The organism is Streptomyces sp. DH10 (assembly GCF_029813805.1).
In the GTDB taxonomy this organism is placed as follows: domain Bacteria; phylum Actinomycetota; class Actinomycetes; order Streptomycetales; family Streptomycetaceae; genus Streptomyces; species Streptomyces coeruleofuscus.
The window spans coordinates 626,688-639,544 of record NZ_JARVKU010000002.1 but is presented as its reverse complement, the minus strand read 5'-3'; the positions used below and the strand labels follow the sequence as shown (position 1 = coordinate 639,544).

The following is a 12,857-nucleotide window of genomic DNA, read 5'->3' as shown; positions in this document are numbered from 1 at the left end:
GCCGCGTCAGCGGACCATCGGCTTGTCCTCGCCGCCGCGGGACTTCCCGACGGGCGTGCGGGACAGGAACAGGGCGAACACCGGGGGCTTGGTCTGGAGCATCTCCAGGCGGCCGCCGTCGGCTTCCGCCAGGTCGCGGGCCACGGCCAGGCCGATGCCCGTGGAGTTGCGGCCGCTGATCGCCCGCTCGAAGATGCGGGCCCCGAGGTCGGCGGGGACGCCGGGGCCCTCGTCCGTGACCTCGATGACGGCCTGGTTGCCGGTGACCCGGGTGCGCAGCGCCACCGTGCCGCCGCCGTGCATCAGGGAGTTCTCGATCAGCGCGGCCAGCACCTGCGCGACCGCTCCCGGCGTGCCCACGGCCTCCAGATGCCGCTTGCCGGAGCTGACGATCGCCCGGCCCGCGCTGCGGTAGGCGGGACGCCACTCGGCGAGCTGCTGCTGGATGACCTCGTCGAGGTCGAAGGTGACGGCGGAGCCGGTACGCGGATCGCGGGAGTTCGTCAGCAGCCGCTCCACGACGTCCGTGAGCCGCTCGACCTGCGTCAGCGCGATCGTCGCCTCGTCCTTCACCGTGTCCGGGTCGTCGGTGAGGGTGATCTCCTCCAGCCGCATCGACAGCGCCGTCAGCGGCGTCCGCAGCTGGTGGGAGGCGTCCGCGGCGAGCCGCCGCTCGGCGGTCAGCATGCGGGCGATGCGCTCGGCCGAGCCGTCCAGCACGTCCGCCACCCGGTCCAGCTCGGGCACGCCGTACCGCTTGTGCCGGGGGCGCGGATCGCCCGAGCCGAGCCGCTCGGCCGTCTCCGCGAGGTCGGTCAGCGGCGACGCCAGCCGGTTCGCCTGGCGGACCGCCAGCAGCACCGCGGCCACCACCGCCAGCAGCGCGACCAGCCCGATGATCAGCAGGGTGCGGCCGACCTCCCGGGTCACCGAGGAGCGCGGCTCCTGGACGGTGACGGTCTCGCCCTCCTCGCCGGGCGCGGTCGCGGTGATCACGTCCCCGGACGGCTTGGAGCCGACCTCGATGGGTTCCTCGCCGGGGATGCGGATCACCGCGTAGTAGCGGTCCTGCGTGACCTGCTTGCGCAGCACCTCCGCGTCGACCTGCTGGGCGACGAAGAGCCGGCTGTCGACGATGCTGGCCAGCCGGACCGCCTCGGACTCCACCCGTTCCTGGGCGCTGTTGCTGATCGTCCTGGTCTCGACGATGACGAGGGAGACGCCGAAGACGGCGATCACGACGAGGACCACGGCGAGCGTGGACTGGATCAGTCGGCGGCGCATGTCCTGTTACCCGTGTTTACCCGTGCCTGCCTCGCGGCTCAGCTCTTCTCGAAGCGGAAGCCCACACCGCGCACCGTGGCGATGTAGCGGGGGTTGGCCGCGTCGTCGCCGAGCTTCTTGCGCAGCCAGGAGATGTGCATGTCGAGGGTCTTGGTCGACGACCACCAGGTCGTGTCCCAGACCTCGCGCATCAGCTGGTCGCGGGTGACGACCCGGCCGGCGTCGCGCACCAGCACCCTCAGCAGGTCGAACTCCTTGGCGGTGAGCTGGAGCTCCTCCTCGCCCATCCAGGCGCGGTGCGACTCGACGTCGATCCGCACGCCGTGGGTGGCGGGCGGCTGCTGCGGCTCGGCGGCGCCGCGGCGCAGCAGGGCGCGGACGCGGGCGAGCAGCTCGGCGAGCCGGAACGGCTTGGTGACGTAGTCGTCGGCGCCCGCGTCGAGTCCGACGACGGTGTCCACCTCGTCGGCGCGCGCGGTCAGGATGAGGATCGGGATGCTGTGGCCTTCGCCTCGCAGGCGGCGGGCGACCTCCAGGCCGTCCATGCCGGGCAGACCCAGGTCGAGCACGACCAGGTCGACGCCGCCCTGCATTCCGGCGTCGAGAGCGGTGGGGCCGTCCTCACGCACCTCGACCTCGTAGCCCTCCCGGCGCAGAGCACGGGCCAGCGGCTCCGAGATGGACGCGTCGTCCTCGGCGAGCAGTACACGGGTCATGAGGTGATGGTAGACCTGCGACGCCCTGAGCTGGGGTGTGACCGGAAGCCTTGATTCTTACCCGTGGCACACCCGTTTCTTACGTTCCGCGGGTAGGTGCACAAACCTCTGGCTGTGGGGTGCGATCCTGGTAAGGACCATGGAAATGGGGCTCGCGGTTCCCCCGCCACCTGTGATCCGTGTCTCAAGTCCTTCCATATGCGGCAGTGTCCTGCCGTATGGTGAATCAACGCCTGTAGCACCATGGCGACCTTCGGAGGCCGTTTGCCCCTGGAGGTCTCTTTTGTGTGCGGGCTGGTTCCCCACCAGCCCTGAACCGGAAACGACCTGTGGCCGGGCCTCGTCGTGCGGATACGCGCGTAGAGGCGTGGATCCCGGTGGCGACCGCCCACCGCTCCTGACCCGGAGCGGCCCCCCGTAGGCGTCGGACGGACGGCCGTACGCACCGGTGCCGGCCGCCCCCCACCGGGCGCACCACCGCTGCCGCGGGGCGCGTCCCGACCAGCAAGGAACGACCATGGCGTCCAGCCTGACGAAGGACTCGGCCCGTCCGGGCACCCCCGGCTCCGAGAAGACCTTCTTCGGCCACCCCCGCGGACTGGCCACTCTGTTCATGACCGAGATGTGGGAGCGATTCTCCTACTACGGCATGAGGGCCCTGCTCCCGCTGTACCTGGTGGCCCCCGGTGGCATGCACCTGAGCGCGGGCACGGCGACGGCGATCTACGCCGTGTACCTGTCGCTGGTGTACCTGCTCACCCTGCCCGGCGGCTGGTTCGCCGACCGTGTGCTCGGCCCCCGCAAGACCGTCGCCGTCGCGGGCCTGGTCATCATGCTCGGCCACCTGTGCCTGGCGCTGCCCGCGGCCGCGAGCTTCTACGCCGGCCTGGGCCTGGTCGCCATCGGTTCCGGTCTGCTGAAGGCCAACATCTCCACGATGGTCGGCCACCTCTACGACGGTCCGGAAGACCCGCGCCGGGACGGCGGCTTCACCGTCTTCTACATCGGCATCAACCTCGGCGCCTTCGTCGCCCCGCTGGTCATCGGCACCGTGGGCGAGAACGTCAACTGGCACCTGGGCTTCGCCCTGGCCGCGCTCGGCATGGCGCTGGGCCTCGTCCAGTTCCTGCTCGGCGGCCGCCACCTGAACCCGAAGAGCGGTGAGGTCCCGACCCCGCTGTCGCCCGCCGAGAAGGCCGCCACCCTGCGCAAGGGCCTGATCTGGCTGGCCGTCGCCGTGGTCTTCTACGCCCTGGTCGGCGGCACCGGCCACTTCACCCTGAACTGGGCGCTGATCCCGCTCACCCTCCTCGGCCTGATCGTGCCGATCCTGGTCATCACCCGCATCCTGCGCGACCAGGACCTGGACGCCGGCGAGCGCTCGAAGGTGTCGGCGTACATCTGGTTCTTCGTCGCCGCCGCCGTCTTCTGGATGATCTACGACCAGGGCGGCTCGACCCTGTCGCTCTTCGCCAGCGAGAAGGCCGACAACACCGTCTTCGGCTGGGAGTTCCCGGTCTCCTGGTACCAGTCGGTCAACCCGGTGCTGATCATGGCCCTGGCGCCCGTCTTCGCCTGGCTGTGGCTGTGGCTGAACCGGCGCGGCAAGGAGCCGAGCACCATCGTGAAGTTCGCCTCCGGCCTGGTGCTGGTGGGTGCGTCCTTCTTCCTCTTCCTCGCTCCGCTGTCGATCGCGGAGGGCGGTCACAAGGCCGCGGCGATGTGGCTGGTCGCGATCTACTTCGTGCAGACCGTCGGCGAGCTGACGCTGTCGCCGGTGGGTCTGTCCGTGACGACGAAGATGGCGCCGGCGAAGTACGCCTCGCAGATGATGGGTGTCTGGTTCCTCGCGGTCACCGCGGGCGACTCCGTCACCGCGCTGCTGTCCAACCCGGCCGTCGGCGGGATCAACCTCGACCGGACCGGCTTCGTGGCCCTGGAGGCGGCGCTGGCCGTGGTCGCCGGTTTCGCGGTGTACATGTTCCGCAAGAAGGTCAAGGGGCTCATGGGCGACGTCCGCTGATCGCCGGAGCCTGACAGAGGGCCGTCGCACCCGTGGGGTGCGGCGGCCCTTCTTCATGTCCGCGTGTGCTTCATGTTCGCCGATTTCTTCATGCTCTTCGTCGATCCCGGCGGTTCGGCGTCCGGGGCGACCCACGGCAGGCCGGAGGGCCGGCGCGCGGCGGGCAGGCGCGGGAGCCGGCGACGGGGCGGGCGGGCCGCGTGGACGGGGTGGCGGGGGCGTGCGTGGTCCACGACGGCCAGGCCGGCGCGGAACAGCGCCGCCGGGACGACCAGGCAGACGAGAACCCAGAACAGGGTCACGCCCCAGGGGCGGCCCACGCCCCAGGGGTGTTCGGCGAGGACCTTGCCGCCGTACTTCAGGGACACGGTGTAGTCGCCGTGCGCCCCGGACGCGAGTTCCACGGGGAGTTCGACGCGCGCCTTGCCGCCGGGCCGGATCGTGCCGCGCCAGCGCTGGTCCTGCCACTGCGGGGCGAACACGCCGTGGGAGGTGCCGACCTGGAAGACGGGATTCTTCACGGGGGACGTCCCGACGTTTCCGACGGTGACCACGAGCGTCCGGGCGGGCGGGGAGCCGAACCAGGTCAGCAGCCCGCCGGAGCCGCGCAACCGGGTGTCCTCGAGCAGGGACAGCCGCCCCCCGGCCCGGTCCGCGGGCAGCGGCTCGACCGCGTGCCCGGCGACCTGGAGAACCGCGTCGGCCTCGGCCCCGGCCCCGGTCACCGTCGCCGCGTGCACCACGCAGGGACACGGCACGGGCGGTTCCACGACGGGCAGTTCGCGGCGGAACCGCCCCTCGGCGTCGGTGGTGACGGCCCGGCCGTCGGCGTTGGCGCAGGAGTTGGTGCCGCCGGTCACACCCCGGGACGGGTCGGCCTGCCCGCAGACCAGCAGCGTCAGCAGGGCACGCGGCCGCCAGCCGCTGCCGGTGACGGTGACCGAACCGCCCGCCCCGGCCTGGGCTCTGGACAGCGCGACGACGGGCCGGTCCACCGCCCCGGCGGGCCCGGCGCCCGCCAGGCCCAGCAGGAGCACCAGCAGAAGGGGCACTGAGAGGTACGGAACACGGACGACGTACGGCATCGGCGGCTCCAGCGGTCGTACGGGGTGCGCTCAGTGGCGTGCTCGCGTCCCCTGGTGACGTCGCGTCAGCCACAGGGCGCCGGCCGCGCCGGCGAGCAGGACCGTCCCGCCGAGGGTGCCGAGGGCGACGGCCGAGTCCTCCGGGCCGGTCTGCGGGAGTCCGGCGCCGGAGCCCGAGCCGGAGCCGCCGCCCTGGGTGGAGCCGGTCGTGCCGCCGCCGCTCGCGGCAGTGACGTCGAGGGTCAGGGACGGGCCCGGGTCGTTCGTCGGCGTGCACGTGGTCGTCGTGCCGAGCGCCTTGATGGTGAGCACGCCGGCCGTGAAGGTGACCTCGCCGCTCTTCTTCGGCGTGTACGTGCCGCTCAAGTCGTTGATCTTGATCGGCGTGTTGGCCGGGATCGCGGCGTCGTTGGCGGGGCCGGTCACCGTCAGGGTGCCGCCGTCCGCGCCGCCCAGGGCGATGGTGGCGCTCGGCGTCATCGCGCCCTTGCCCAGTTCGACCGGGCTGGAGGAGACGCCCTTCTGCCAGGACATGGTGATCCGGTAGCCGTCGCCGCTCTTGGCACCCTTGATGTCGATGGGCGAGACGGCGCTCTTGTCGCCGATCGGCGTCTTGCACTGGTAGTTGACGTCGACGACCTCGGCCCGGGCCACGGGGGCGGCCATCAACACCGCCGAGCCGGCCAGGGCCGCGGCGGACGCGAGCGCGGCGGTTCGATTGCGGTACGACACGGTGCCGCTCCCCTTCCTGTTCCTGACGGGGTATCAGATCGGGCCGTCAAGGTACGCCCGGGGCGTCGAGGAAGGAAGACACGTGCGCGCCGGATCCGTGGCGATCCGGCGGGTGAGGGGTGACGGAGAGGTGACGAAGGGGGGATGTGTGGCGGAGGTTCGGTGGGACGGCCAGACACTCAGGCAGGCCTCAGGGCCGCAGGCATTCACGCACTCAGGCACTCAGGCACTCAGGCACTCAGGCACTCAGGCACGAACTGCCCGCTCCCCTTCACCCGAACGGCCTAGGGGGGAATCCGCGTCCGGCGTGCGCGCAACGCCGCCGGATCAGGCAGGGGCTCCCAGTTCGGCCCACACCGTCTTGCCGGCGACTCCCGGCGTGCGGACGACGCCCCAGTCCAGGCACAGCCGCTGGACGATGAACATACCGTGACCGCCGGGGCGGCCCGCCCGGTGCGGGGTGCGAGGGGACGGCTGGCCGTTGCCCCGGTCGGCGACCTCGATGCGGATCACCTTGTTGTCGCAGGTGATCCACAACTGGTCCGGCCCCTCGGCGTGCAGGCAGGCGTTGGTGACCAGCTCGGAGACGACGAGCAGCACGTCCTCGGCGGCGGCCCGCCGGTCCGCGGAGGCGGCCGGCAGCCAGCCCCACGCGTACAGCGCCTGGCGGGCGAAGTCGCGGGCGAGCGGCACGACACCGCTCGCCCCGTCGAAGCTCAGCCGGCGCACCTGCCGGCCTCCCGGCGGTGCCGCGGCTCCGGACGGCGCGGCCACGCCCTGGCCGGACGCACCGCCCGCCGGTACGCAACCCTCGGACGCCCCGGAAGCGCCGCTGGGCTCCGGCCCGCGGTCGCCCGGCGAGTAGGGCCGGGTGGTGCTCATCAGCGCTTCACCTCACCGATTCACCAGTTCACGATTCAAAAAATTCACTACACAGTCAGTCACGCGGTGCGCGGCACGACGGTTTCGCGTCGCTCCCGCCGCCCTGACGGGCGACCGTTTCAGGATGTCTCCTGCCCGGGCGGACCGGCGGAACACCCCCGTATTCGATACGAAGGGCGTGACGGGGGTGGGACACCGGTCACAGGGGGATGGCCGAGGCTCGGCGCGCCGACGCACCGCCGCTCAGCCCGACTCGTCGGCCAGGGCCGCCTCGAGCGTGTCATGGACGGTGAAGACCGCATCCGCACCCGTGATCTCGAACACGCGTGCCACCACCGGCTGCATCCCGGCGAGCGTCACGCCACCACCGGCGGCCTCGGCCTTCAGCCGCGCCCCCAGGAGCACGTTGAGCCCCGTGGAGTCGCAGAACTCCAGCCGCGCGCAGTCGATGACCAAACGCTTGAATCCCTTGGAGAGGCAGTCGTCGAGTGGCTCACGCAACAGATCGGCGGTGTGGTGATCCAACTCACCCGCCGGGGTCACGACGGCATTAGAGCCCTCTTCCCGCACCTCCACCAGAAGCCGGCCAGACTGTGCGCTGCCGACTGTCCCGCGGTCCATGCCGTCTCTCTCTCCCGACGTCGTGACTGCTCCTGACGCCCACGAACACTACGCCTTCCCTCCACGCTTCGACACCCGAACAACCACGCACAAACGGACATATGCCCACAAAACGCACTTGCGGTGGGCTCGGGAAAGCGGGTAGGCCTAGTAAGGACACGTAACCGACACGGCCGGCTTTGGAGGCGCCGCACACCGCAGTGCACGTACTGGCCCCGGCAGCCATATGCCGAGAACGATGGAGGACATCATGTCACCCCGGCTCGACGCATCGCGTACCCAGGAAGCGACGTCGACACCCCCTCCGGAACATCTGGATCCCATCGAGCAGGTTGAGACGCTCGTCACACCGGACGACCTTCTCGCCGGACTTCCGGACATCCCCCCGTACGAGGAAGTCGGCGCGGTCGACGCACGGGCCCTGTCCAAGACCCTCTTCGAGCGCCTCGAGTCGCTGGAGGAAGGCACCCACGAGTACTCGTACGTCCGCAACACGCTCGTCGAACTGAACCTCGCGCTGGTCAAGTTCGCCGCCTCCCGGTTCCGCTCCCGCAGCGAGCCGATGGAGGACATCATCCAGGTCGGCACCATCGGCCTGATCAAGGCGATCGACCGCTTCGAGCTGTCTCGGGGTGTCGAGTTCCCCACATTCGCGATGCCGACCATCGTCGGCGAGATCAAGCGCTTCTTCCGCGACACCTCGTGGTCCGTGCGCGTTCCGCGGCGGCTCCAGGAGCTGCGGCTCGACCTGGCCAAGGCCGGTGACGAGCTGGCCCAGAAGCTGGACCGCGCCCCGACGGTGACCGAGCTGGCCGAGCGCCTCGGCATCTCCAATGACGAAGTCGTCGAGGGCATGGCCGCGTCGAACGCCTACACCGCCTCCTCGCTGGACGCCCAGCCGGAGGAGGACGACTCCGAGGGCGCCCTCGCGGACCGCATCGGCTACGAGGACCACGGGCTCGAAGGCATCGAGTACGTCGAGTCGTTGAAGCCGCTGATCGCCGAACTTCCCCCTCGCGACCGGAAGATCCTGTCGCTGCGCTTCGTCGCGGGCATGACCCAGTCGGAGATCGGCGAGGAACTGGGCATCTCCCAGATGCACGTGTCGCGTCTGCTGTCCCGGACGCTGGTACGGCTGCGCAAGGGGCTGACTGTCGAGGAGTGATCCTCACCAGGTGATCGTGTCCTTCGGGGGCGGGCCTCAGGGCCCGCCCCAAGGCGCGTGCCGTCGGCGGTCTACCAGGGGTTCAGGATCAGCGCGGCCGTCGGGACGAGCGGGGCCGCCAGGCTCAGCAGCCAGTACGTGCGCGGAGCGAGTGCCGTCCTGCGCCGGAGCGGCATGTTGGCGAGCCACCAGATCAGTCCGTACAGCGTGACGACGGGGACGACGATCACGAGCCAGAGGGCCATGCCGTCGTTCTCCGTCGGTTCCCGCACGGTCCAGCCGAGCTCGGCGAGCGGCCAGTTCACCACGAGGTACCACAGCAGCCAGAACGGCACCACGCCCGGGATTCCGAGCAGCACGTTCACCAGGAGTGGCGCCGACCAGTGCTTTGCCATCCGTCCCCACCCTCGTGTCGTGCCGGTCGTCCGCCGACGCGACACACGACACCGCATTGTGCCGGAGCCGGTGGTCACACCACACGCTCTCCGCGGCGCCACACCCCGCTGACCAGCGGGACGCCCGGCCGGTAGGCCAGGTGGACATGGCTCGGGGCGTCGAGAAGCGTCAGGTCGGCGTACGCGCCCGGGGTGAGGCGGCCGATGTCGGTGCGCCGGAGGGCAGCGGCGCCGCCCGCCGTGGCCGACCAGACGGCCTCGTCCGGGGTCATGCCCATGTCCCGTACGGCGAGCGCGATGCAGAACGGGACGGACGAGGTGAAGGACGAGCCCGGGTTGCAGTCGGTGGAGAGGGCCACGGTGACGCCCGCGTCGAGGAGGCGGCGGGCATCCGGCCACTCGGCGCGGGTGGAGAACTCGGCGCCGGGGAGGAGGGTGGCGACCGTGCGGCTGTTCGCCAGGGCGTCGACGTCCTCCTCCGTCAGGTGGGTGCAGTGGTCGGCGCTGGCCGCGTCGAGTTCGACCGCCAGTCGCACGCCGGGGCCGTAGGAGAGCTGGTTGGCGTGGATACGGGGGTGCAGGCCGCGTGCCTTGCCCGCGGTGAGGATCGCGCGGGCCTGGTCGCCGTCGAAGGCGCCCTTCTCGCAGAAGACGTCGATCCAGCGGGCGTGCGGGGCACAGGCGTCGAGCATCTCGCCGGTGACGAGGTCGACGTAGGCGGCCGGGTCCTCGGCGAACTCGGGGGCGACGATGTGGGCGCCGAGGTAGGTGACCTCGTCGGTGTGGCGGGCGGCGACGCGCAGGGCGCGGGACTCGTCTTCGGTCGTGAGGCCGTAGCCGGACTTCGTCTCGAAGGTGGTGGTGCCCTGGCGGAGGGCCTCGGCGAGGTAACGGGTGACGTTGGCTTCCAGTTCCTCGTCCGTCGCGGCGCGGGTGGCCGCGACGGTCGTGCGGATGCCGCCCGCGCTGTACGGCCGCCCCGACATCCGGGCGTTGAACTCCTGCGTCCGGTCGCCCGCGAAGACGAGGTGGGAGTGGGAGTCGACGAAGCCGGGGAGGACCGCCCGGCCCCCGGCGTCGACCCGATTGTCAGTGGCGGGTGCTTTGCTTTGATCACCGGTCCACGCGATGCGGTCGCCTTCGATGACGACGGCCGCGTCCTGGACCAGTCCGAGGGGGGTTCCGTCACCTAGGGAGGGGTCGTTGGTGACCAAGGCGGCGATGTTGGTGATGAGCGTGCTCGCGGTGCTCGCGGAGTGGGCGGGGCTGACGGTCGTCGCGTTGCTCATGGCGTCCTTGGTGGCCTGGTCGGCGGTGGGGTCGGGGTCGGGGGCCGACCGCTCGGAGGGGCGGCCCGGGGTCATCCGCGCAGGGCTGCGACGGCGTCGGCGAGGGCTCGCGGCACATCCGGTACGAGCGAGTGCACCCCGTCCCGTACGACGTGCCGGCCTCCCACGACCGTATGCGACACGTCTGCTGCCGACGCGGCGAATACGGCCGTCTCGGCCCCGAGCCGCGGAAGCGGCCCTGCCGTCCTGACCGAGTCGAGCGCGATCGTCGTGAAGTCGGCGAGCGCGCCGGGCTCCAGGGCGCCCGCGTCCTCCCAGCCGAGTGCCGAGTGCCCGTCCGCCGATGCGGCCCGCAGGAGGGCCGCCGCCGTCCAGTGGCCTCGGGTACGGGTGCGCAGGCGCTCGTTCAGCTCCATGGCGCGTGCCTCTTCGAGCAGGTCGATCACGGCGTGGCTGTCGGAGCCGAGGGAGAGCGGCGAGCCCGCCCGCTGAAGGGCGACGGCGGGCCCGATGCCGTCGGCGAGGTCCCGCTCGGTGGTGGGGCACATGCAGGTGCCGGTGCCGGAGCCTCCGAGCAGGGCGATGTCCTCGTCGGTGAGGTGCGTGTTGTGGACGCCGGTGGTGCGGGGGCCGAGCACGCCGTGGTCGGCGAGCAGCCGGGTGGGGGTGCGGCCGTGGGCCTCCCGGCAGGCGTCGTTCTCGGCCGTCTGTTCCGACAGGTGCACATGCAGCGGGGCCCGCCGATCCTCGGCCCATCGGACGACCGTCGCCAGCTGGTCGGCGGGCACGGCCCGTACGGAGTGGATCGCCGCTCCGATCCGCGCGTGATCTCGTTCCTTGAGAACTGAACAGCGTTCGGCCCAGGCCTCCGCCGTGCCGTCGGAGAAGCGGAGCTGAGGGGTGGTGGGCGGCTGTCCGAAGCCGGAGGAGAGATAGGCGGTGTCGAGGAGGGTGATGCGGATCCCGGCTTCGGCGGCGGCCGCGATCAGGGCCTCGCCCATGGCGTTGGGGTCGGCGTAGCGGGTGCCGCCGGAGGCGTGGTGGACGTAGTGGAACTCGCCGACGGCCGTGATGCCGGCCAGGGCCATCTCGGCGTACACGGCGCGGGCCAGGGCGTGGTAGCTGTCCGGGGTGAGCCGGGCGGCCGTGGCGTACATGACCTCGCGCCAGGTCCAGAAGGTGCCGGAGCCGACCTGGACGGTGCCGCGCAGGGCGCGGTGGAACGCGTGGCTGTGGGCGTTGGCCAGCCCGGGAAGGGTGAGACCGCGCAGGATCTCGGCGCCGGGGGGCGGGGTGGCCGTGCCGGTGCGGACGGCGGTGATGCGGCTGTCCCGCACGTCGAGGGCCACGCCCGGCTCGACGTGCGTGCCGAGCCAGGCGTGCTCCAGCCAGTACGTGCGCGTGGCTGCTGTGGTCACCTGCACGCCAGTCCTTCCAGTACGTCGGCGAGTGCGAGTACCCCGGCCACGCAGTCGTCCTCGGTGGCGGACTCGGCCGGTGAGTGGGAGACGCCGGTGGGGTTGCGCACGAACAGCATCGCGGTCGGGATGCTCCCGGACAGGATCCCCGCGTCGTGTCCGGCGCCGGTGCCCAGGACGGGGACGGTGAGGTCGGCGTCCTTGCCGAGGATGCGGGCGAGTTCGTCGCGCAGGGCGTGGTCGAACTCGACGACGGGGGTGAACGACTCGCGCACGACGGCGAGATCGACGCCATGGGCGGCGGCGTACTCCCCGGCCGCCTTCTCGACGCCGGCGACCACGGCGTCCAGGCTGTCCTGGTCGGCGGCGCGCGAGTCGAGCCAGCCGCGCACGAGGGAGGGGATGGCGTTGACGCCGTTCGGCTCGACGGCGATCTTGCCGAAGGTGGCGACGGCACCGGCGAGTTCGGCCTCGCGGCGGGCGGCGAGGACGGTCTCGGCGTAGGACAGCATGGGGTCGCGCCGGTCGGCGAGCCGGGTGGTGCCGGCGTGGTTGGCCTCGCCCCGGAAGTCGAACCGCCACCGGCCGTGCGGCCAGATCGCGCTGGCGATGCCGACCCGGTCGCCGGACAGGTCGAGGGCCCGGCCCTGCTCGACGTGGAGTTCGACGAAGGCGCCGATGCGGTCGAGCCGCTCGGGGTCGGGTCCGATGGCGTCGGGGTCGTATCCGGCCGCCTCCATGGCGCGCGGCAGGGTCACGCCCTCGCCGTCGGTGAGCCGGTGGGCCTGCTCGCGGGTGAGCTGCCCGGCGGTGAGCCGGGACCCGACACAGGCGAGCCCGAACCGGGCACCCTCCTCGTCCCCGAAGTTGACGATGCCGAGGGGCCGGGTGAACCGCGTGCCCCGGCCGCGCAGTTCGTCCAGTGCGGCGAAGGCGGACACGACCCCGAGGGGGCCGTCGAAGGCCCCGCCGTCCGGCACGGAGTCGAGATGCGACCCGGTGACGACGGCGTCCCCGGCGGCGGGGTCACCGAGCCAGGCCCACTGGTTCCCGTTCCGGTCGACCTCGTAGCGCAGTCCGCGGGCCGCGGCCTGCTCCTCGAACCAGGCCCGGCAGTCACCGTCGACACCGGTCCAGGCGAAGCGGCGGTAGCCCTGGGTGGCGGGGTGCCGGCCGATGGGCAGCAGGTCGCGCCACATCTGGTGGAAGGAGGAGCCGCCAGGCTGTGGGCAGTCTCCCGTCCCCAC

General features: G+C 71.8%; 12 protein-coding genes. 2 read left to right on the top strand and 10 right to left on the bottom strand.

The features are described from left to right. Positions 1–6: 6 nt before the first annotated feature. Positions 7–1,284: an ATP-binding protein gene (locus QC385_RS06575; RefSeq protein WP_279540304.1), complete on the bottom strand. Its 1,278-nt coding sequence runs from the start codon at positions 1,282–1,284 to the stop codon at positions 7–9. A gap of 38 nt (positions 1,285–1,322) precedes the next feature. After that, positions 1,323–2,000 carry a response regulator transcription factor gene (locus QC385_RS06570; protein WP_010034575.1) on the bottom strand — a complete coding sequence of 226 codons (678 nt, stop codon included), beginning with the start codon at positions 1,998–2,000 and terminating at the stop codon, positions 1,323–1,325. A 517-nt stretch (positions 2,001–2,517) separates the two neighbouring features. On the opposite strand from QC385_RS06570, the gene QC385_RS06565 reads away from it, so the two are divergent. Next, positions 2,518–4,023, top strand: a complete 1,506-nt coding sequence (locus QC385_RS06565; protein WP_279540303.1) for a peptide MFS transporter — start codon at positions 2,518–2,520, stop codon at positions 4,021–4,023. Positions 4,024–4,076: 53 nt separating this feature from the next. Here QC385_RS06565 and QC385_RS06560 read toward each other — a convergent pair whose 3' ends face one another. The 4 genes from QC385_RS06560 to QC385_RS06545 form a co-directional block, all read right to left on the bottom strand. Beyond that, positions 4,077–5,108, bottom strand: coding sequence for a hypothetical protein (locus QC385_RS06560; protein ID WP_279540302.1), 1,032 nt, complete (start codon positions 5,106–5,108; stop codon positions 4,077–4,079). Between the two features lie 30 nt (positions 5,109–5,138). Then, complete coding sequence (locus QC385_RS06555; RefSeq protein ID WP_279540301.1) at positions 5,139–5,840, bottom strand: LPXTG cell wall anchor domain-containing protein; 702 nt, start codon at positions 5,838–5,840, stop codon at positions 5,139–5,141. 327 nt (positions 5,841–6,167) lie between these two features. Beyond that, entirely contained in the window at positions 6,168–6,722 is a 555-nt protein-coding gene (locus QC385_RS06550) for an ATP-binding protein (protein ID WP_279540300.1), read from the bottom strand. Positions 6,723–6,965: 243 nt separating this feature from the next. After that, on the bottom strand, positions 6,966–7,343 hold the full coding sequence (locus QC385_RS06545; protein WP_279540299.1) for an STAS domain-containing protein: 378 nt from the start codon (positions 7,341–7,343) through the stop codon (positions 6,966–6,968). A gap of 238 nt (positions 7,344–7,581) precedes the next feature. On the opposite strand from QC385_RS06545, the gene QC385_RS06540 reads away from it, so the two are divergent. Further along, entirely contained in the window at positions 7,582–8,508 is a 927-nt protein-coding gene (locus tag QC385_RS06540; protein WP_167537354.1) for an RNA polymerase sigma factor SigF, read from the top strand. 71 nt (positions 8,509–8,579) lie between these two features. Here the strand turns inward: QC385_RS06540 and QC385_RS06535 are convergent, their stop codons facing one another. The 4 genes from QC385_RS06535 to QC385_RS06520 all read right to left on the bottom strand — a co-directional run bounded on the left by QC385_RS06535 (position 8,580) and on the right by QC385_RS06520 (position 12,809). Continuing rightward, positions 8,580–8,903 carry a hypothetical protein gene (locus QC385_RS06535; protein WP_279540298.1) on the bottom strand — a complete coding sequence of 108 codons (324 nt, stop codon included), beginning with the start codon at positions 8,901–8,903 and terminating at the stop codon, positions 8,580–8,582. A gap of 74 nt (positions 8,904–8,977) precedes the next feature. Beyond that, positions 8,978–10,267 (bottom strand): imidazolonepropionase, encoded by a 1,290-nt coding sequence (gene hutI, locus QC385_RS06530; protein WP_279540297.1) that lies wholly within the window; start codon positions 10,265–10,267, stop codon positions 8,978–8,980. Next, complete coding sequence (locus QC385_RS06525; protein ID WP_443032843.1) at positions 10,264–11,616, bottom strand: formimidoylglutamate deiminase; 1,353 nt, start codon at positions 11,614–11,616, stop codon at positions 10,264–10,266. The genes hutI and QC385_RS06525 overlap by 4 nt, the downstream gene beginning before the upstream one ends. Next, positions 11,607–12,809: an allantoate amidohydrolase gene (locus tag QC385_RS06520; protein WP_279540366.1), complete on the bottom strand. Its 1,203-nt coding sequence runs from the start codon at positions 12,807–12,809 to the stop codon at positions 11,607–11,609. The genes QC385_RS06525 and QC385_RS06520 overlap by 10 nt, the downstream gene beginning before the upstream one ends. Positions 12,810–12,857 lie beyond the last annotated feature (48 nt).

Coding starts and splice junctions, on each gene's coding strand:
- QC385_RS06550 (WP_279540300.1), bottom strand. CDS start 6,722: ATGAGCACCACCCGGCCCTACTCGCCGGGCGACCGCGGGCCGGAGCCC.
- QC385_RS06575 (WP_279540304.1), bottom strand. CDS start 1,284: ATGCGCCGCCGACTGATCCAGTCCACGCTCGCCGTGGTCCTCGTCGTG.
- QC385_RS06535 (WP_279540298.1), bottom strand. CDS start 8,903: ATGGCAAAGCACTGGTCGGCGCCACTCCTGGTGAACGTGCTGCTCGGA.
- QC385_RS06570 (WP_010034575.1), bottom strand. CDS start 2,000: ATGACCCGTGTACTGCTCGCCGAGGACGACGCGTCCATCTCGGAGCCG.
- QC385_RS06565 (WP_279540303.1), top strand. CDS start 2,518: ATGGCGTCCAGCCTGACGAAGGACTCGGCCCGTCCGGGCACCCCCGGC.
- QC385_RS06520 (WP_279540366.1), bottom strand. CDS start 12,809: ATGTGGCGCGACCTGCTGCCCATCGGCCGGCACCCCGCCACCCAGGGC.
- QC385_RS06545 (WP_279540299.1), bottom strand. CDS start 7,343: ATGGACCGCGGGACAGTCGGCAGCGCACAGTCTGGCCGGCTTCTGGTG.
- hutI (WP_279540297.1), bottom strand. CDS start 10,267: ATGACCCCGGGCCGCCCCTCCGAGCGGTCGGCCCCCGACCCCGACCCC.
- QC385_RS06540 (WP_167537354.1), top strand. CDS start 7,582: ATGGAGGACATCATGTCACCCCGGCTCGACGCATCGCGTACCCAGGAA.
- QC385_RS06560 (WP_279540302.1), bottom strand. CDS start 5,108: ATGCCGTACGTCGTCCGTGTTCCGTACCTCTCAGTGCCCCTTCTGCTG.